The organism is Paracoccus sp. MKU1, assembly GCF_001447385.1.
Lineage (GTDB): Bacteria > Pseudomonadota > Alphaproteobacteria > Rhodobacterales > Rhodobacteraceae > Paracoccus.
This window is the reverse complement of sequence record NZ_LLWQ01000196.1, coordinates 25,441-41,586: the sequence shown is the minus strand read 5'-3', so window position 1 is coordinate 41,586 and position 16,146 is coordinate 25,441. Positions and strand designations below refer to the sequence as shown.

Annotated in this window: 17 protein-coding genes; 9 read left to right on the top strand and 8 right to left on the bottom strand. The window is 68.6% G+C overall.

What is annotated here, in order from left to right:
* Positions 1–179: 179 nt before the first annotated feature.
* Positions 180–1,550: a PLP-dependent aminotransferase family protein gene (locus AQY21_RS18190; protein ID WP_058099030.1), complete on the top strand. Its 1,371-nt coding sequence runs from the start codon at positions 180–182 to the stop codon at positions 1,548–1,550.
* A 6-nt stretch (positions 1,551–1,556) separates the two neighbouring features.
* Here AQY21_RS18190 and AQY21_RS18185 read toward each other — a convergent pair whose 3' ends face one another.
* A complete protein-coding gene (locus AQY21_RS18185) occupies positions 1,557–1,964 on the bottom strand; it encodes a DUF983 domain-containing protein (RefSeq protein WP_058099029.1) in 408 nt (135 codons plus the stop codon).
* 511 nt (positions 1,965–2,475) lie between these two features.
* Between AQY21_RS18185 and AQY21_RS18180 the strand changes: the two genes are divergently transcribed.
* Positions 2,476–2,685 carry a molybdopterin-binding protein gene (locus tag AQY21_RS18180; RefSeq protein WP_058099028.1) on the top strand — a complete coding sequence of 70 codons (210 nt, stop codon included), beginning with the start codon at positions 2,476–2,478 and terminating at the stop codon, positions 2,683–2,685.
* Positions 2,686–2,933: 248 nt separating this feature from the next.
* Positions 2,934–4,325, top strand: a complete 1,392-nt coding sequence (gene selA, locus AQY21_RS18170; RefSeq protein ID WP_058099026.1) for an L-seryl-tRNA(Sec) selenium transferase — start codon at positions 2,934–2,936, stop codon at positions 4,323–4,325.
* Here the strand turns inward: selA and AQY21_RS18165 are convergent.
* Positions 4,322–5,227 (bottom strand): LysR family transcriptional regulator, encoded by a 906-nt coding sequence (locus AQY21_RS18165; RefSeq protein ID WP_058099025.1) that lies wholly within the window; start codon positions 5,225–5,227, stop codon positions 4,322–4,324. The two genes, selA and AQY21_RS18165, sit on opposite strands and share 4 nt — an antisense overlap.
* A gap of 93 nt (positions 5,228–5,320) precedes the next feature.
* On the opposite strand from AQY21_RS18165, the gene AQY21_RS18160 reads away from it, so the two are divergent.
* Positions 5,321–5,761, top strand: a complete 441-nt coding sequence (locus AQY21_RS18160) for a PACE efflux transporter (protein WP_058099024.1) — start codon at positions 5,321–5,323, stop codon at positions 5,759–5,761.
* On the opposite strand, the gene AQY21_RS18155 is transcribed toward AQY21_RS18160, so the two are convergent.
* Entirely contained in the window at positions 5,758–6,642 is an 885-nt protein-coding gene (locus tag AQY21_RS18155; RefSeq protein WP_058099023.1) for a LysR substrate-binding domain-containing protein, read from the bottom strand. The genes AQY21_RS18160 and AQY21_RS18155 overlap by 4 nt on opposite strands.
* A 104-nt stretch (positions 6,643–6,746) precedes the next feature.
* On the opposite strand from AQY21_RS18155, the gene AQY21_RS18150 reads away from it, so the two are divergent.
* Positions 6,747–7,007: a DUF1127 domain-containing protein gene (locus tag AQY21_RS18150; protein ID WP_058099022.1), complete on the top strand. Its 261-nt coding sequence runs from the start codon at positions 6,747–6,749 to the stop codon at positions 7,005–7,007.
* A gap of 98 nt (positions 7,008–7,105) precedes the next feature.
* Here AQY21_RS18150 and AQY21_RS29390 read toward each other — a convergent pair whose 3' ends face one another.
* The 5 genes from AQY21_RS29390 to AQY21_RS18130 form a co-directional block, all read right to left on the bottom strand.
* On the bottom strand, positions 7,106–7,261 hold the full coding sequence (locus AQY21_RS29390) for a hypothetical protein (protein ID WP_203416558.1): 156 nt from the start codon (positions 7,259–7,261) through the stop codon (positions 7,106–7,108).
* 144 nt (positions 7,262–7,405) lie between these two features.
* The gene (locus AQY21_RS18145) at positions 7,406–8,923 is read right to left on the bottom strand and encodes a tripartite tricarboxylate transporter permease (RefSeq protein ID WP_058099021.1); all 1,518 of its coding nucleotides are present in this window, start codon (positions 8,921–8,923) and stop codon (positions 7,406–7,408) included.
* 3 nt (positions 8,924–8,926) lie between these two features.
* Positions 8,927–9,421 (bottom strand): tripartite tricarboxylate transporter TctB family protein, encoded by a 495-nt coding sequence (locus AQY21_RS18140; RefSeq protein ID WP_058099020.1) that lies wholly within the window; start codon positions 9,419–9,421, stop codon positions 8,927–8,929.
* The gene (locus tag AQY21_RS18135; RefSeq protein ID WP_058099019.1) at positions 9,418–10,359 is read right to left on the bottom strand and encodes a tripartite tricarboxylate transporter substrate binding protein; all 942 of its coding nucleotides are present in this window, start codon (positions 10,357–10,359) and stop codon (positions 9,418–9,420) included. Before AQY21_RS18135 ends, AQY21_RS18140 begins: the two co-directional genes overlap by 4 nt.
* Positions 10,360–10,531: 172 nt before the next feature.
* Positions 10,532–11,611 (bottom strand): ABC transporter substrate-binding protein, encoded by a 1,080-nt coding sequence (locus AQY21_RS18130; protein WP_238986822.1) that lies wholly within the window; start codon positions 11,609–11,611, stop codon positions 10,532–10,534.
* A gap of 79 nt (positions 11,612–11,690) precedes the next feature.
* On the opposite strand from AQY21_RS18130, the gene AQY21_RS18125 reads away from it, so the two are divergent.
* The 4 genes from AQY21_RS18125 (at position 11,691) to AQY21_RS18110 (ending at position 16,042) form a co-directional block, all read left to right on the top strand.
* Positions 11,691–12,362 carry a response regulator transcription factor gene (locus AQY21_RS18125; protein WP_058099017.1) on the top strand — a complete coding sequence of 224 codons (672 nt, stop codon included), beginning with the start codon at positions 11,691–11,693 and terminating at the stop codon, positions 12,360–12,362.
* Positions 12,359–13,789, top strand: a complete 1,431-nt coding sequence (locus AQY21_RS18120) for a sensor histidine kinase (protein WP_058099016.1) — start codon at positions 12,359–12,361, stop codon at positions 13,787–13,789. Before AQY21_RS18125 ends, AQY21_RS18120 begins: the two co-directional genes overlap by 4 nt.
* Before the next feature lie 133 nt (positions 13,790–13,922).
* Entirely contained in the window at positions 13,923–15,017 is a 1,095-nt protein-coding gene (locus tag AQY21_RS18115; RefSeq protein WP_058099015.1) for a DUF475 domain-containing protein, read from the top strand.
* Between the two features lie 89 nt (positions 15,018–15,106).
* Positions 15,107–16,042 (top strand): hypothetical protein, encoded by a 936-nt coding sequence (locus AQY21_RS18110; protein ID WP_058099014.1) that lies wholly within the window; start codon positions 15,107–15,109, stop codon positions 16,040–16,042.
* Positions 16,043–16,146: the final 104 nt, after the last annotated feature.

Below are 16,146 nucleotides of genomic sequence, written 5' to 3'. Positions count from 1 at the left end.
GCGCCAAGCCCGGCCCGCCCGCGATAAAATAACCAGAGCCGCCGTGGCCTTGCAGCGATGGGGTTATGCCCCGGCTTCTTTCCGAAGCAGTTCCTTTCGTCGCGCCGCCATTGCCGCGCTTGCATCGGGCAGCGATCCGATACATACAATCCGCAGCAATATTTCCCGCAGCCGGACCCATGATCCTCTGGACCCCCGTTCTCGCCTCGGATGGCAGGCCCCGCTACCTGCAAATCGCGGATGCGATCGAGGCCGGCATCCGTGCCGGCGAACTGAAGGCGGGCGACCGCCTGCCGCCGCAACGCAAGCTGGCCGAGCGGCTGGGCATCGACTTCACCACCGTCAGCCGCGCCTATACCGAGGCGCATGCCCGGCGCCTCGTGGACAGCCATGTCGGCCGCGGCACCTTCATCCGCGGCACTGCGCGCGCCGCCGAAAGCGCCGATCCCCGCCGCATGCGCGAGGCGGATCTGTCGATGAACATGCCGCCCGACCTGCGCGATCCCGAACTGCTCGGCCAGATGCGCGAGGGGTTGCAGGCGGTCTCGGCCAATCTGGTGCCGCTGCTGCGCTATCAATCGGCCACGGGCGGCGAGCAGGACAAGGCGGCGGCATCGGCCTGGCTGACCCAGCGCGGCCTGGCGCCGGGGCTGGAGCGGATCGCCGTCACCCCGGGCGCGCATGCGACGATCACCGCGATCCTGTCCACCCTGGCGCATGGCGGCGATACCGTGCTGTGCGAGCGGCTTACCTATCCCGGTCTGCGCGCCATCGCTGCGCGGCTGGACCTGCGCCTGGTCGGGATCGAGATGGACGAGGCCGGCATCATTCCCGAATTGCTCGAGGTGGCGATCCGCGAGCATGCGCCCAAGGCGCTGTATCTGAATCCCACGCTGCACAATCCGACGACGCGGACCATGCCGGAATGGCGGCGGCTGGAGATCGCCGAGATCGTCACCCGCCGCGGCCTGCCGCTGGTCGAGGACGACGCCTATGGCTTCGTCCCGCCCTCGCCGCCCACCCCGCTTGCGGCGCTTGCGCCGGAGCAGGCCTGGCATATCGGCGGGCTGGCGAAATGCATCGGCGCCGGGCTGCGGCTGGCCTATTGCGTGACCCCGGATGCACGCGGGAGCTTCGCGCTGGCGCAGGCGCTGCGGGCGATCTCGGTCATGCCCTCGCCGCTTTGCATGGCGCTGGCAACGCGCTGGATCGAGGACGGTACCGCCGACCGCATCCGCCATGCCCTGCGGCTGGAAACCGAGGCGCGCCAGCAGGTCGCCGCCTCGGTCCTTGGCGGCTTCGCCTTCGAGGCCCAGCCCCATGCCTTCAACATCTGGCTGAAACTGCCCGCCGGCGCCGGCCGCGCCGAGCTGATGGGCCGGATGTCGGGGCGCCATATCGGGCTGATGCCTTCGGATGCCTTTACCGTGGCCGGCGAGCCGGGCGAGCATCTGCGCATTTGCCTGGGCGGCGCGATCTCGCGCGATGAGCTGCGCGCCGGCCTGCTGTTCCTGGCCAACACCCTGTCGGGCGGCGGCTGGATGGGCTGATCCCGGTCAGGGCCGGACAGCCTCGCGACCGGGGCCGAAGCCGTGCATGGCCCTGACCCATTGGAAGGCGACGAACATGCCCTTGACCGGCGGCAGCATCGCCAGCGACAAGGCGACCGAGGCCAGGCCGAGGATCGTCGCGATCAGCGCCGGCCTGTCGCCCAGCAGGCCGAACATCGGCGCCAGCGAAAAGCCGATCAGATGCGCGACGACCAGGATGACGATATAGGCCGGGCCGTCATCGGCGCGTTGCGGCGTCAGGTCCAGCCCGCAGGCCCCGCAGCGGTCCGCGACCTTGAGATAGCCCCTGAACAGTTTCCCCTGGCCGCAGCGTGGGCATTTCAGGCAGGCGCCGCGCCGCAGCGCGGGCTTGGTGGCGCCGGTCTCCTGGGCCAGGATGTTCTGCGGATCCATGTCTTCTCCTTCAAGAGAGCTTCGCGCCGCGCCGTTCCGGGCCGCGCTTTGCTATTATATAGCCGATTGCATGGCAAAATCAAAACATATTGATTGCATACAATAATCCAATCAATTATGACTATGCCACGCCGCTGCCATCGCCCTCTTGCGCTGTGCCGGAAGTCCGCAAAAGCAGCGCGAGGGGTCAGCGGTAGAAAAGCGCGATCCGTTGCCCGTAGATCTCGCGCACCGCGATCGCATCTCGTGAAGCTCACCCGGAAGCGCGGCGGCCGGCGGCGGGGATACGGCCCTGTCGCATGGCGGCGATGCGGTGGGAATGGTGAAGTTGACCTCATGCAGCATCACGATCACCGTCTTGCCCCGCTCGCGCGCGAGGCTGGCCCGCAGCGGCGTTATCGCCTGCGTCGCCCCGCCCGGCGCGGCGGGGCCCGGCTGTCCGTCGCGGCGCTTGACCGGGGCGCTTGCCGCGGGCGATATATCCTGTGCAACATATCTTGGAGGCTCTGCCATGCGACTGAGTGCAAGGAACGTTCTGCCCGGCACCGTTACGGAGATCGTGAAGGGCGCCGTCACCAGCCATGTCCGCATCGATATCGGCGGGACGATCGTGACCGCCTCGATCACCAATACGGCGGTGGAGGAACTGGGCCTGCGGGAAGGCGGTCGCGCCTCGGCCGTAATCAAGGCTTCGGACGTGATGGTCGGCGTGGACGACTGAGCCGGGGCGATGCCGCCGGCGGAAGCGGGCGGTTACGCGCGCCCCGAAGGCGTCAAGGCCTCGCGCCTGCCGGCTCCGGGCGGCATGTCCGTGCCGCCGGCGCGGTTGTCGGCGTTTCTGCGGCGGTCCTTGCACATCGTTCCGTCCTGTCCGATCATCCGCGGCGACGATGGCCGAAACCTGGGGGAGCGTGCAGGTTTCGTCAGCCCGACCTGATCGACAACCAGAGCCGCCAGACCGGAAGAACCATGGACCCGCGCAGCGCCCTTCCCTCGATCGACAAGCTTTTGCGCCAGGCCGAGGCGCGGGAACTGATCGCGCATCACGGCCGCGACACCGTCGTCGGAGTGCTGCGCCGGTTGTTGCAGGACCGGCGCATGGCGGCGGGCCGGGGCGAGGCGGCGGCGGGCGAGGGGGTGCTGGCCGAATGCGCCGAGCGGCTGGCGGCGCAGGCCCGGCCCTCGCTGCGGCCGGTGCTGAACCTGACCGGCACGGTCAACCACACCAATCTGGGCCGCGCGCTCTTGTCGCGCCGCGCCGCCGAGGCCGCCTTCCAGGCCATGGTCAGCGCCACGAACCTGGAATACGACCTCGAGGGCGGCACGCGCGGCGACCGCGACAGCCATGTCGAGGCGCTGATCTGCCGGCTGACCGGCGCCGAGGCGGCGACGGTGGTGAACAACAACGCCGCCGCGGTGATGCTGATGCTCAACACCCTGGCCCTGGGGCGCGAGGTCGTCGTCTCGCGCGGGGAGCTGGTCGAGATCGGCGGCGCCTTCCGGGTGCCCGACGTGATGGCCCGGGCCGGCTGTCGCCTGCACGAGGTCGGCACCACCAACCGCACGCATCTGCGCGATTACGCCCATGCGGTGAACGAGGACACCGCCGCCTTCATGAAGGTCCATGCCAGCAATTATGCCATCGAGGGCTTCACCGCCGAGGTGCCGCAGGCCGATCTGGCGGCGCTGGCCCGGCGGCACGGCATTCCCTTCCTGATCGACCTGGGCAGCGGCTCGCTGATCGACCTCGACGCCTTCGGCCTGCCGCCCGAGCCGACGGCGCGGCAGGCGATCCGCGACGGTGCCGATGCGGTGACCTTCAGCGGCGACAAGCTGCTGGGCGGGCCGCAATGCGGCATCATCGCCGGCGCGCGCGCGCTGGTGGACCGGATGCGGGCCAATCCGCTGAAACGGGCGCTGCGGGTGGACAAGATCATCCTGGCCGCGCTGGCCGAGACGCTGCAAAGCCATGGCGATCCCGAGCGCGCGCGCGCCGAGATCCCGACCCTGCGCCTGCTGACCCGGCCGCAGGACGAGATCCGCGCCCTGGCCGAGCGGCTTTGCCCGCCGGTCCGCGCCGCGCTGTCGGGTCTGGCCGAGGTCCGGGTGGTCGATTGCCTCAGCCAGATCGGCAGCGGCGCGCAGCCGGTGGACCTGCTGCCAAGCGCGGGGTTGGGTTTTGCGGAAACCGGCGCCGTCTCGGCCGCGCGCATCGCGCAGGCGTTTCGCGCCCTACCGCTGCCGGTGATCGGCCGGGTGCACAAGGGGCAGTTCCTGCTGGACCTGCGCTGCCTCGAGGACGAGGCGCCCTTCCTGGCCCAGCTCGGCCGGCTGGCGCTTGCCGGCCCGGCGCGGCCCTAGCCCAGGCTTAAGCCCGGCAGGCCGCTGATCCGCATGGCGGCAAAGCGTTGGCGCAGCCAGCGCGCGGCCGGGCCGCTGGGCCGCTGCTTGTGCCAGACCAGTTCCAGCGCCACCGGCCAGCCGGCGCCGTCGAATTGCAGCGGTGGCGTCACCAGATCGTCCCGGACCGGAGAATCCTCGATGATATGGTCGGGCACCAATGCCCAGCCGATGCCCTGCCGGACCATTTGCAGGATCACCCAGTGGCTTTCGACCCACCAGACCTCGGCCGCCGTGCGCAGCCGCTGCTTCTCCGGCCCCTCGCTGCGCACCGCGACCATCAGCTGGCGGTGGCGCTTGAGCTCCTCCCAATCGACCACCGTGTTGGCCAGCGGGTGGTCCTTGCCGCAGACCAGCTTCAGCGGCACCCAGCCCAGCGTGTGAAAGGCGATCTCGGTCGGCAGGATCTCCTGCCGCCACATCACGCCGATATCGGCCTTGCCGTCCAGCACCAGCCGGCTGACATCCTCCATCATCGGAAACAGCAGCTCCAGTTCGACATGCGGGAAGTTCGCGGCGAAATCGGCGAACAGCGTGCCCAGGGGCTGTTCGGGATAAAGCTCGTCGATGGCGACGACCAGCCGGTGCTCGACATGCGCCTCGAAGCTGGCGGCGACGCCGATCAGGTGCTCGCGGCGGTCCAGCACCACCTTGGCCTCGGCCAGCAGTCGCTCGCCCGCCGGGGTCAGCACGGGATTGCGCCCCTCGCGGCTGAACAGGATCACGCCCAGGTCGTCCTCGAGATTCGAGACCTGGGTGCTGATCGCGGACTGCGCCTTGCGCAGCGCCCGACCGGCGGCCGAGAACGAGCCATGTTCCGCGGCGGCGACGAAAGCTTCCAGCTGGTCCAGCGATACGGTCATCGATCCATCTTGTTTTCAGATGGAAGCTAACTTTGCCCTGCGGAGAATCAAGATAGAAACGGCGCAACACGAAACAACGGAAAGATTCGGAATATGACGATGCGCAGTTTCCCCGACCGGGTGCGGCATGCGCTGATGTTCGAGATCATCGGCCTTGCGATCATCACTCCGGCAGCCGCCTGGCTTTACGACAAGCCGATGCTGGACATGGGCGTGGTGGGGATCGGAGCCGCGACGCTGGCCACGGTCTGGACCTTTGTCTTCAACCTGGGCTTCGACCACGCCATGCGGCGCTGGGTGGGGCATGTCCACAAGGCGGTGCATCACCGGCTGCTGCATACCGTGCTGTTCGAATTGGGCCTGCTGGTCATGCTCTTGCCGCCGATGGCCTGGTATCTGGGCATGACGCTGTGGCAGACGCTGCTTCTGGACCTGTTCATCGTGGCCTTTTATCTGGTCTACAACTTCGTCTTCAACGTCGTCTATGACCGGGTCTTTCCGCTGCCCGAGATGCCGCGCGGGCAGCCGGCCTAGCCCGGATCGCGGGCGATCTCGTCCAGCAGGAAGGCGCGGAACTTGCGGATCGCGGGACGGTTGCGGCGGCCCTTGGGATAGACCAGCCAGAAGCTGCGGCCGTTCTTCGCCACCAGCGGAAAGGGCTGGATCAGGCTGCCCGTCGCCAGCTCGAAGCGGAAGAAGCGTGGCGTCAGCAGCGCGACGCCGTAACCTTCCAGCGCCGCCCGCGCCTCGTGCAGGTCGGTCGAAAGCGTCAGCCCCGGCCGGGGCGGGGTTTCCCAGAAATCCACCCCTGCCTCGCGCATCCAGACCGCCCAGTTCGGGTCCACGCGGTCCAGCAGCGGCAGCTTCAGCAGGTCGGCCGGTTCGCGCAGCTCATGCTTTTTCGCCAGTTCGGGCGACAGCATGGGCGTGTATTCGATGGGCATCAGGCAATGCTCCTCGACCCCCGGCCAGCCGCCCTCGCCGGCGCGGATGGCGACGGTGATGTCTTCGCGCCCGAAATCGACCAGATTGTCGCTGGTCTCCAGCCGCACGGCCAGGTTCGGGTGGTTCATCTGGAACTTGCCCAGCCGCGGCGACAGCCAGGCCCCGGCAAAGGTCGGCACGGTCGAGATCGACAGGGTCGAGACCGAATCCGCCGAAGGGTCGGCATAGGCCTCGCGCAGCATGTCGAAGGCGTCGATGGTCGGCCGGGCGAACAGCGCCCCGGTCTCGGTCAGCACGATCCCGCGCGGCTTGCGCAGGAATAGCGGCGTGGCCAGCCGTTCCTCCAGCAGGCGGATCTGATAGCTGACGGCGGCCTGGGTCATGCCCAGTTCCTCGGCGGCGCGGGTGAAGCTCAGATGCCGCGCCACCGCCTCGAAGGCGCGCAGGGCGGCGAGCGGAGGAATGGACATAAGCCTGCCTTATATGTGCTTGCCGAGGCTTTGTTGGTCATTGCCGCGGAAACCTAGCATGATCGGGTCGTGGATCAACCATGATCACCGAAAGGAGGGCAAAAATGTCCAATAATTCCGTATGCGAGCGCCAACGCCCCTTCCTGCCGGGCCTGACCCGGCTGCTTTTCGGTGTGCTGCGTCGCGATAAGCCCAGCCTATCGCCCTGTATCGACCGCATGGCGGCGCTGGACCATCCCGCGACGCGCAAGGCGCTGGCCGATCTGCCGGAGCATCTGTTGCGCGACATCGGCGTGGCCGACACGCGCAGCGACACGGCCAGCCCTTCGCAGGAAGGCGACGCATTGCGCCGCCATCTGTGGTGAACCGCTCTGCCGCGCGTCCCCAAGCGAGGGGCGCGAGGCAAGCGGACGGACGGGGTGGGGCCGGCTCTGGTGCGGTCAGTACCGGAGCGACGGGCGGATCAGAGGTGGATCGCGTTGAATTTCGTCGCGTCGATGCCCAGGCGGCGGAGGTCGGCGGCGGCGGGGTGGCGATGCGCTTCTGTCGCCGAGGCGACGGCGATGGCGGCCCGCAGGGTCGAGAGGGCCGAGGCGATGGAATGATAAGCGCGGTGCATTTTTCTGCCTGTCTGTAGATCGTTTCCGATGACAGACAGATGGGCTCTGCGCAGCCTTGCCGCAACGCGGCAAAAGGGCAAGGCGGCCATGCCGCCAGCACATGGCAGGCCCCGGCCCTTGCGGGGCCGGGGCGGTTCTTTCGGTCAGTCTTCCTCGCCGGCCAGTTGGCTCAGGACTTCGCCCTTGCCGCGGGCGCGCAGGATCAGCGGCACGATCAGCGCCAGCGCGGCGATGCCCAGAAGCACGGCGGCGATGGGCGATTGCACCAGCGTGGTCCAGTCGCCCTGGCTGATCGACAGCGCCCGGCGCAGCTGTTGCTCGGCCATCGGGCCCAGGATCAGGCCGACGACGATGGGCGCGATCGGATAGCCGAACAGCCGCATCACATAGCCCAGCACGCCGAAGGCCAAGAGCATCCCCAGCTCGAAGGCCGAGGGGTTGGCGCCGATGGTGCCCAGCGTCGCGAACAGCAGGATGCCGGCGTAAAGCCAGGGTTTCGGCACCGTCAGCAGCTTTACCCACAGCCCGATCAGCGGCAGGTTCAGCACCAGCAGCATCGCGTTCGCGATCAGCAGCGAGGCGATCAGTCCCCAGACCAGCGTCGGGTTGGTCGCGAAAAGCAGCGGGCCGGGTTGCAGACCGAACTGCTGGAAACCGGCCAGCATGATCGCCGCCGTGGCCGAGGTCGGCAGGCCCAGCGTCAGCAAGGGCACCAGCGTGCCGGCGGCCGAGGCGTTGTTCGCGGCCTCGGGACCAGCGACGCCCTCGATGGCGCCGTTGCCGAATTCCTCGGGGTGCTTGGTCAGCTTCTTTTCGGTGGCATAGGACAGGAAGGTGCCGATCTCGGCCCCGCCCGCCGGCATGGCGCCGATGGGAAAGCCGATGAAGGTGCCGCGCAGCCAGGGCTTCCACGACCGCGCCCAGTCGCGGCGGTTCATCCAGATCGAGCCCTTGACGGCGGTCACCTCGTCCTCGACCTGCACGCGCTGGCCGGCGATGAACAGCGCTTCGCCCACGGCGAACATGGCGACGGCCATGGTGGTGACCTCGATTCCGTCCAGCAGTTCGGGCACGCCGAAGGACAGCCGCGCCTGGCCGGTGAGCTGGTCGATGCCGACGCAGGCCAGCGCCAGGCCCAGGAACAGCGAGGTCAGCCCGCGCAGCGCCGAATCACCGAACGCGGCCGAGACGGTGACGAAGGCCAGCACCATCAGCGCGAAATATTCGCGCGGGCCGAAGACCAGCGCCAGCTTGACGATGCTGGGCGCCAGGAAGGCCAGCAGCAGCGTCGCGATCAGACCGGCGATGAAGCTGCCGATGGCGGCAGTGGCCAGCGCCGGTCCGCCGCGCCCCTTGCGGGCCATCTTGTTGCCTTCCAGCGCGGTGATGATCGAGGCGCTTTCGCCCGGCGTGTTCAGCAGGATCGAGGTGGTCGAGCCGCCATACATGCCGCCGTAATAGATGCCGGCGAACATGATGAGCGAGCCGGCCGGGTCCAGCCGGTAGGTGACGGGCAGCAGCAGCGCCACGGTCAGCGCCGGGCCGATGCCGGGCAGGACGCCGACGGCGGTGCCCAGCGTCACGCCGATCAGCGCGTAAAGCAGCATCATCGGGTCAGCGGCGGTGCCGAGCCCCTGCATCAGGAATTCGAACGCGCTCATCGCTCAGCCCCGCGGAAAGATCAGATGCTCAAGCGGCCCGGCGGGCAGGTGCAGCATCAGAAGTTGCGAGAAGATCGCCCAGACCACGAAGGCGAAGACGATGCCGATGGGAATGGTCATCGCCAGGTTGCGCTTGCCGAAGGCCCGCGCGGTAAAGGCGAAGAGGATGCCGGTCGCGATGGAAAAGCCCGCGACATGCAGCAGCATCAGCTGCGCCGCCAGACCCGCCACGATCCACAGGACCGGCGGGGCGTTCTGCGGCGCGCGTTGGGGGAAATCGCCGCGCAGCGCCTCGATGGCGGTCCAGGCCGCAAGGCCCATCAGCGCGAAGCCGACGACGCGCGGCACGCTGGCGGGGCCGACGCCGGAATAGCCGCCCAGATCGGCAAGGCGTGCGCTGTCCCACAGCATCACGCCGCCGATCACCACCAGCCCGGCGGCGATGATCAGCGCCGCCGTATCCCGGCGGCGCGGCGGTTCATGGCGATTGACGCTCATTTCACCAGACCGATGTCCTTGAGGATCGCCTCGGTCGAGGTCACGTCCTGTTCAAGCTGGGCCTCAAAATCGGGACCGGCCAGATAGGTGTCCATCCAGCCCTTGTCGGACAGCTGTTTTTGCCAGTTTTCCGACTTGGCCATCTTCTCGATATCGGCGGTAACCTGGGCCTTCTGCTCGTCCGACAGGCCCGGCGCGGCGGCGACCATGCGCCAATTCTCCAGCACCACGTCCAGACCGGCCTCTTGCAGGGTGGGGGCATCGACGCCCTCGAGCCGCTCGGGCGCGGTCACGGCCAGCAGGCGCAGCGTGCCGGCCTGGATCTGCGCCTCGAACTCGCCCAGCGAGGAGATGCCGGCCGTCACCTGGTTGCCCAGGATCGCCGCCAGCGCCTCGCCGCCGCCGGAATAGGCGATGTAGTTGATCTTGGTCGGATCGACGCCGGCCGCCTTGGCGATCAGGCCCACGGCGATATGGTCGGTGCCGCCGGCCGAGCCGCCCGCCCAGCTGACCGCGCCGGGATCGGCCTTCAGCGCCTCGATCAGCCCGGCGATGTCCTGGATGGGCGAGGCGGCGGGAACCACGATCGCCTCGTATTCGCCGGTCAGCCGCGCGATGGGCGTCACGTCCTTGAGCGAGACGGGCGAATTGTTGGTCAGGATGGCGCCGACCATCACATAGCCGCCGACGATCAGCGCGCTGGGATTGCCCTTGTTCTGGCTGGCGAATTGGGCCAGGCCGATGGTGCCGCCGGCGCCGGGCACGTTCTGCACCTGCACCGATTTCGAGATGCCTTCCTCTTGCAGCACGGTCTGCATGGTGCGCGCGGTCTGGTCCCAGCCGCCGCCGGGATTGGCCGGGGCGATGATGGTGTAATCGGCCATGGCCGGCAGGGCCGTGGCGGCCGCGAACAGGCTGGCGAGAACGAATTGCTTCATGGTCTTCCTCCGCATCGGCCGGACGCATCTGCGCCGGTCCCGTTATCCGTATTTTCTGGCTCTGGCCCGCATCTCTCCCGGAATGCGGGCGTCCTCCGCAGGCCCGCACGCAGGCGGGCCCCGTGCCTTTCCAGCACAGAAAGCTGTCATGGACCTGACATCGCGGCGAAAATTATTCTCCGGCCAGCGCCTTGTTCCAGCGCGCCAGCAGCCTGGCCCGCGTCGCCTGGTCCAGATAGGCCAGAAGCCCGGGGCTGACCGGCACCGGTTTCAGCCGCAGCCCCGCCAGGTCCTGCATGCCGCCCGCCGGGCCGGGCTGGCCCGCGACCTCAAGGCTGACGGCCGAAAGCCGCAGGGTGCGCGACAGCAGGCTCTGCCCCTCGGGCGACATCAGGAAGGCCAGGAAATCCGCGCCCAGCCCGGGCTGGCGGGCCGCCGCCGGCACCAGCGCCACGCGCGAGACGACCACGGTAAAGTCGCGGGGCAGGATCACCCCCACGTCGGGATGCCGGCGCGCCCAGTCGGCGGCATAGGAGCCGAGCAGGTTGTAGCCCACCGCCAGCCGTCCGTCGGCGATCCGCTCCAGCAGCTCGGCCGAGGTCGGGAATTGCTGCACGCCCGCTTGGCCCATCGCCTGCACCACCGACCAGATGCCGGGATAAAGCTCCTGGTCGCGGGCCAGGAACAGATAGCCCACGCCCGAGCGCGCCACGTCATAGGTGCCGATCCGGCCCTGCGCCTCGTCCGGGTGCTCGGCCATCCATTGCATCAGGTCGGCGCGGGTGGCGGGCGGTTCCTGTCTGGCGAAGCTGGGCTTGTGATAGGCAAAGACCGCCGGCTCGAAGGTCAGCGCATAGGCGGTGTCGCGCCAGTTCGCCCAGCCGGGCCAGTCGGGGGTGTCCGGCGTCTCGACCGGCCGGGCGAAGCCGTCATTGGCCAGCTTGACCTGCAAGTCCATGGCCGAGGAAAAGGCGAAATCCGCCGTGCCGCCGCCCGCCTGCGTCTCGGCAACGATGCGGTCGTGAAGCTCGGTCGTCAGCAGGTTCTCGTAGCGCACGGCGACGCCGGGATGACGGCTTTGGAAGGCGGCGATCAGCGGTGCGGCCAGATCGTCGTCGAGCGAGGAATAGACCGACAGCTCACGCCCGTCGCCGGCCGGGGCGGGAAACAGCGTCACCTGCGCCGATGCCCCGCCCGGCCACAGCGCAAGTGCTGCGGCGATGGCTGGCATGAGGCGGGCGAGCAGGCGCATGATGGGCGACTTTGCCAAAGCGGCAGCCCGTTCACAAGCCTGCGCCGCCCCGCTAGGCTGCGGGCGGAAGGGGGGAACCATGCGCATCCTGCTTGTCGAGGACAATCTGTCGCTGGCCGAGGGGCTGACCGCGCTTTTGCGGCAATCGGGCTATGCAGTGGACGTGGTGCATGACGGCGCCTCGGCCGAGGCGCTGGCGGCGGCGGAAAGTTTCGATCTGGTGATCCTGGACCTGAACCTGCCGCAGATGGACGGGCTGGAGGTGCTGCGCGCCATGCGGGCGCGGCGCAACCCGGCGGCGGTGATGATCCTGACCGCGCGCGGCGCGCCCGAGGAGCGGGTGCGCGGGCTGGACCTGGGCGCCGACGACTACATGGTGAAGCCCTTCGACATCGGCGAGTTCGAGGCCCGCATCCGCTCGCTGCTGCGCCGTCAGGCGGGCTTGCGCAACTCCACGGTCAGCTTCGGCGATCTGGTGCTGGACCAGACCGCGCGCAGCTTTCTGCTGGCGGGCCAGCCGCTGGACCTGCCGGCGCGCGAACGCGGGCTGCTGGAGCTGCTGATCATGCGCGCCGGCAAGGTGGTGGCGCGCGAATCGATCGTGCAGTCGCTGACCTCGCTGGAGGATGACCTGTCCGCCAATGCCATCGAGCAATATGTCAGCCGGCTGCGCAAGCGGCTGGCGCCGGCGGGGCTGACCGTCAGGACGGCGCGCGGCATCGGCTATTTCCTCGACCGGGCGGCGCCGTGATCCGGCGGCCGTTTTCCCTGCGCCGCCGGCTGCTTGGCTGGCTGCTCATGGGAACGCTGGTGCTGGGAACCGCGGCGCTGATCGACACCTGGCGCGAGGCGGTGCGCATGGCCAATGCGCTGGCCGACCGGGTGCTGGCCGGTTCGGCGCTGGTGATCGCCGAGCGCGCCTCGCTGGACGATCAGGGCCGCATCGCCATCGAAATCCCCTATGGCGCGCTGGAGATGCTGAGCTCCGCCGCGCAGGACCGGGTGTTCTATCGCGTGGACGGCCCGCCCGGCCATATCGTCACCGGCTATGGCGACCTGCCGATGGCGCCGGCGCGGCCGGGCGGTGGGCCGGCCTATGCCGATGACGTGTTCCGGGGCGAGCCGGTGCGGGTCGCCAGCCTGGCCCGCGCCGCCTCGACCGGCATCGACGAGGTGCCCTTCGTCGTCACCGTGGCCGAGACCACCAATGCCCGGCGCGAGCTGACGCGGGCGATCCTGATGCGCTCGGCCCTGCGGCTGGTGCTGATGATCGCCGGTGCGGCGCTGATCGTCTGGATCGCGGTGACGCTGTCCCTGCGCCCGCTTTATCGGCTGAGCGAGGAGATCGCCGCGCGCAGCCCCGACGACCTGAGCCCGATCGAGACGCCGGTGCCGTCCGAGGTGCGCGGGCTGGTCGGCACGGTGAACGGCTTCATGCGGCGGCTGGGTGCGGCGCTGGACGGGATGCGCAACTTTACCGGCAATGCCGGGCACCAGCTGCGCACGCCGCTGACCGTGGTGCGCACCCAGCTGGCGCTGGCGGCGCGGGCCGCGACCCTGCCCGAGGCGCAGGCCGCCGCGGCCAAGGGCGACGCAGCCGTCGCCCATGCCGAGCGCATCCTGGCGCAACTGCTGCTGCTGGCCCGGGTCGATACCGCCGAGGGCGCCGCGCTGGCCGCGCCGCTGGACCTGGCGGCGCTGGCCCGCGACCTGACCGCCGAGCACATCCCCGCCGCCGCCGAGGCCGGCATCGACCTGGGCTTCGAGGGCGAGGGGCCGGTCACGGTCCGGGCCGAGCCGCTGCTGATGGGCGAGGCGCTGAGCAACCTGATCTCGAACGCGCTTTTGCATGCCGGCCGCGCGGCGGTGGTGACGGTGCGCGTCCGGCGCGAGGCCGGCGACGCGGTGCTGGAGGTCGAGGACAACGGCCCCGGCATCCCGGCCGAGGCGCGCGCCGCCGCCGTCAGCCGATTCGCCCGGGGCGAGACCTCGGGGCCGGGCATGGGCCTGGGCCTGCCGGTGGCGCTGGAGATCGCCGGCCTGTTCGGCGGCCGGCTGGTGCTGGACGAGGGGGCCGGCGGGCGCGGCCTGCTGGCGCGCATCACCCTGCCGGCGCTGGTGCCGGCCCGGTCCGCGCAAGAAAATGCCGCAAGCGATACGGAGCTCTTGCAATCGTGATCCGGATTCGCCATCTTTTGGCCGTTCGCGTCTTCGTGAACGCAGTTTGATGGCCGGGCCCCTCTGGCGGACGTGGCGGCACGTCCGTGATGTCGGCATCGATCTTTGACCAGCCGCCTGGACATGTTCTGACATGCAGCAAGGAAACAACCCGTCCGCGGGGGGCTCGACGAATGGAACCCATCGTCCGACCCTGCACTATTTCAAGTGGTCTTTCATCGTCACCGTGCTTGGCCTGGCCTTGGGCGCGGTGCTGGGATGGCAGACCACCGGGACCGTCGGCGGCACGCTGACGATCTTTTTCATCTGTGCCGTGCTGGCGGTGCTGGAAATCTCGCTTTCCTTCGACAACGCCATCGTCAACGCCAACAAGCTGAAGGAGATGACCCCGAAGTGGCAGCGCCGCTTCCTGACCTGGGGCATCCTGATCGCCGTCTTCGGCATGCGGATCGTCTTTCCGCTGCTCATCGTGGTCGTTGCCGCCAATATCGGCCCCTGGCAGGCGATGGTCCTGGCCGCAAGCCAGCCCGACGAATATTCGCGCATCATGCATGACGCGCACCTGCCCATCGCGGCCTTCGGCGGCACCTTCCTGATGATGGTCGGCCTCAGCTTCTTCTTCGACCACGAGAAGGACGTGCATTGGGTGCGCTGGCTCGAGCGCCGCATGCAGCGCTATGCCACCGTCCGCGGCATCGAGGTCGCGGTGGTGCTGGTCACGGTGCTGATCTTCTCGCGCTTCCTCGAAGGCGCCGATTCGCAGGTGTTCTTCCATTCCGCGATCTGGGGCCTTCTGACCTTCCTGCTGGTCGAGGTGTTGGGCGGCCTGCTGGACAGCTCGCAAGAGGCGATGCAGGCCGGCGCCAAGGGCGGCATCGGCGCCTTCCTTTACCTGGAAGTGCTGGACGCGTCCTTCAGCTTCGACGGCGTGATCGGTGCCTTTGCGCTGACCCATAACCTGTTCGTCATCGCTATCGGTCTGGGTATCGGCGCCATGTATGTGCGCTCGATGACCATCATGCTGGTCGAGCGCGGCACGCTGGCCGAATACCGCTTCCTCGAACATGGCGCCTTCTATGCCATCATCGCGCTGTCGGTCATCATGTTCGTGCAGCCGCTGGTGCATATCCCCGAGGTCATCACCGGCCTGGGCGGCGCGACGCTGATCGGCATCTCGTTCTGGTCCTCGATCCGCTGGAACCGCAAGAACCACGCGGTCGAGGCGTAAGTCCACCGAAGCGACAGGAACGGCCGCCGCCTTTCGAGGCGGCGGCCTTTTTGTTATGTCTGTCCCGGTGGTTCGGAACGAGGACAGTCATGCGTTACCTGCTTGCCCTGCTGATCGTCGTCGCGCTGGCGGCGCTGTTCTATTGGCGCCATGTGCAAAGGGCCTGGGCGGTGCAGGACGATGGCGCCGATGTGCAGGCGCTTTACCAGGCCGGCCGGGTGCCGCCGCAGGGACCGCTGCGGGTCTATCACCTGGGTCACAGCCTGGTCGGGCGCGACATGCCGGCCATGCTGGCGCAACTGGCCGGGCACGATTATGCGCTGCAACTGGGCTGGGGCACGGCGCTGCGCGAGCATTTCCAGGGCCGCGAAGCGGTCAATGGCTTCGATCAGGAAAACGCCACGCCCCGTTACCGCGACGCGCATCAGGCGCTGCAAAGCGGCGATTACGACGCCTTCGTCATGACCGAGATGGTGCGGCTGAAGGATGCGATCCAATACAAGGAAAGCCGCCTCTATGCCGGGAAATGGGCGGCCGAGGCGGCGGCAGGCAATCCCGGCGGCGAGATCTTCCTTTACGAAAGCTGGCACGCGCTGGACGACCAGCCGGACTGGCTGGCGCGGCTGCCCGACGATCTGGAGACGATGTGGAAGCCCGGCCTGCTCTGGCCCGCCGCGCGTGCCGCCGGCAAGCCGGTCTGGCTGATCCCCGTGGGGCAGGTCATGGCCCGGCTGGTGGCCGAGGCCGAGGCCAAGGGCGGCATCGCCGAGCTGGCATCGCGCGAGGACCTGTTCGCCCGCAGCCCGGACGGCACGCTCGACACCATCCACCCGAACGACCTGGGCGTCTATCTGGTGGCGCTGACCCATTACGCGGTGCTTTACGGCCAAAGCCCGGTCGGCCTGCCACATGAACTGATGCGCGCCGATGGCAGTCCCGCCGACGCGCCCACGCCCGAGTTGGCGCGGCGCATGCAGGAGGTGGTGTGGGAGGTTGTCAGCACAAACCCGCTGACCGGGCTGTAACCGTGCAGAATCAAAATTCTGATTTTACGGATTATTGAAAATATTCCCATTGATCCGGCGCCGATTCTGCCCTCTTGGCAGGCATGGCTGATCGCATTCCGGGC

Coding starts and splice junctions, on each gene's coding strand:
- AQY21_RS18130 (WP_238986822.1), bottom strand. CDS start 11,611: ATGCGCCTGCTCGCCCGCCTCATGCCAGCCATCGCCGCAGCACTTGCG.
- AQY21_RS18155 (WP_058099023.1), bottom strand. CDS start 6,642: ATGTCCATTCCTCCGCTCGCCGCCCTGCGCGCCTTCGAGGCGGTGGCG.
- AQY21_RS18165 (WP_058099025.1), bottom strand. CDS start 5,227: ATGACCGTATCGCTGGACCAGCTGGAAGCTTTCGTCGCCGCCGCGGAA.
- AQY21_RS18145 (WP_058099021.1), bottom strand. CDS start 8,923: ATGAGCGCGTTCGAATTCCTGATGCAGGGGCTCGGCACCGCCGCTGAC.
- AQY21_RS18185 (WP_058099029.1), bottom strand. CDS start 1,964: ATGGATCCGCAGAACATCCTGGCCCAGGAGACCGGCGCCACCAAGCCC.
- AQY21_RS18110 (WP_058099014.1), top strand. CDS start 15,107: ATGCGTTACCTGCTTGCCCTGCTGATCGTCGTCGCGCTGGCGGCGCTG.
- AQY21_RS18140 (WP_058099020.1), bottom strand. CDS start 9,421: ATGAGCGTCAATCGCCATGAACCGCCGCGCCGCCGGGATACGGCGGCG.
- AQY21_RS18190 (WP_058099030.1), top strand. CDS start 180: ATGATCCTCTGGACCCCCGTTCTCGCCTCGGATGGCAGGCCCCGCTAC.
- AQY21_RS18160 (WP_058099024.1), top strand. CDS start 5,321: ATGACGATGCGCAGTTTCCCCGACCGGGTGCGGCATGCGCTGATGTTC.
- selA (WP_058099026.1), top strand. CDS start 2,934: ATGGACCCGCGCAGCGCCCTTCCCTCGATCGACAAGCTTTTGCGCCAG.
- AQY21_RS18115 (WP_058099015.1), top strand. CDS start 13,923: ATGCAGCAAGGAAACAACCCGTCCGCGGGGGGCTCGACGAATGGAACC.
- AQY21_RS18125 (WP_058099017.1), top strand. CDS start 11,691: ATGCGCATCCTGCTTGTCGAGGACAATCTGTCGCTGGCCGAGGGGCTG.
- AQY21_RS18180 (WP_058099028.1), top strand. CDS start 2,476: ATGCGACTGAGTGCAAGGAACGTTCTGCCCGGCACCGTTACGGAGATC.
- AQY21_RS29390 (WP_203416558.1), bottom strand. CDS start 7,261: ATGCACCGCGCTTATCATTCCATCGCCTCGGCCCTCTCGACCCTGCGG.
- AQY21_RS18135 (WP_058099019.1), bottom strand. CDS start 10,359: ATGAAGCAATTCGTTCTCGCCAGCCTGTTCGCGGCCGCCACGGCCCTG.
- AQY21_RS18150 (WP_058099022.1), top strand. CDS start 6,747: ATGTCCAATAATTCCGTATGCGAGCGCCAACGCCCCTTCCTGCCGGGC.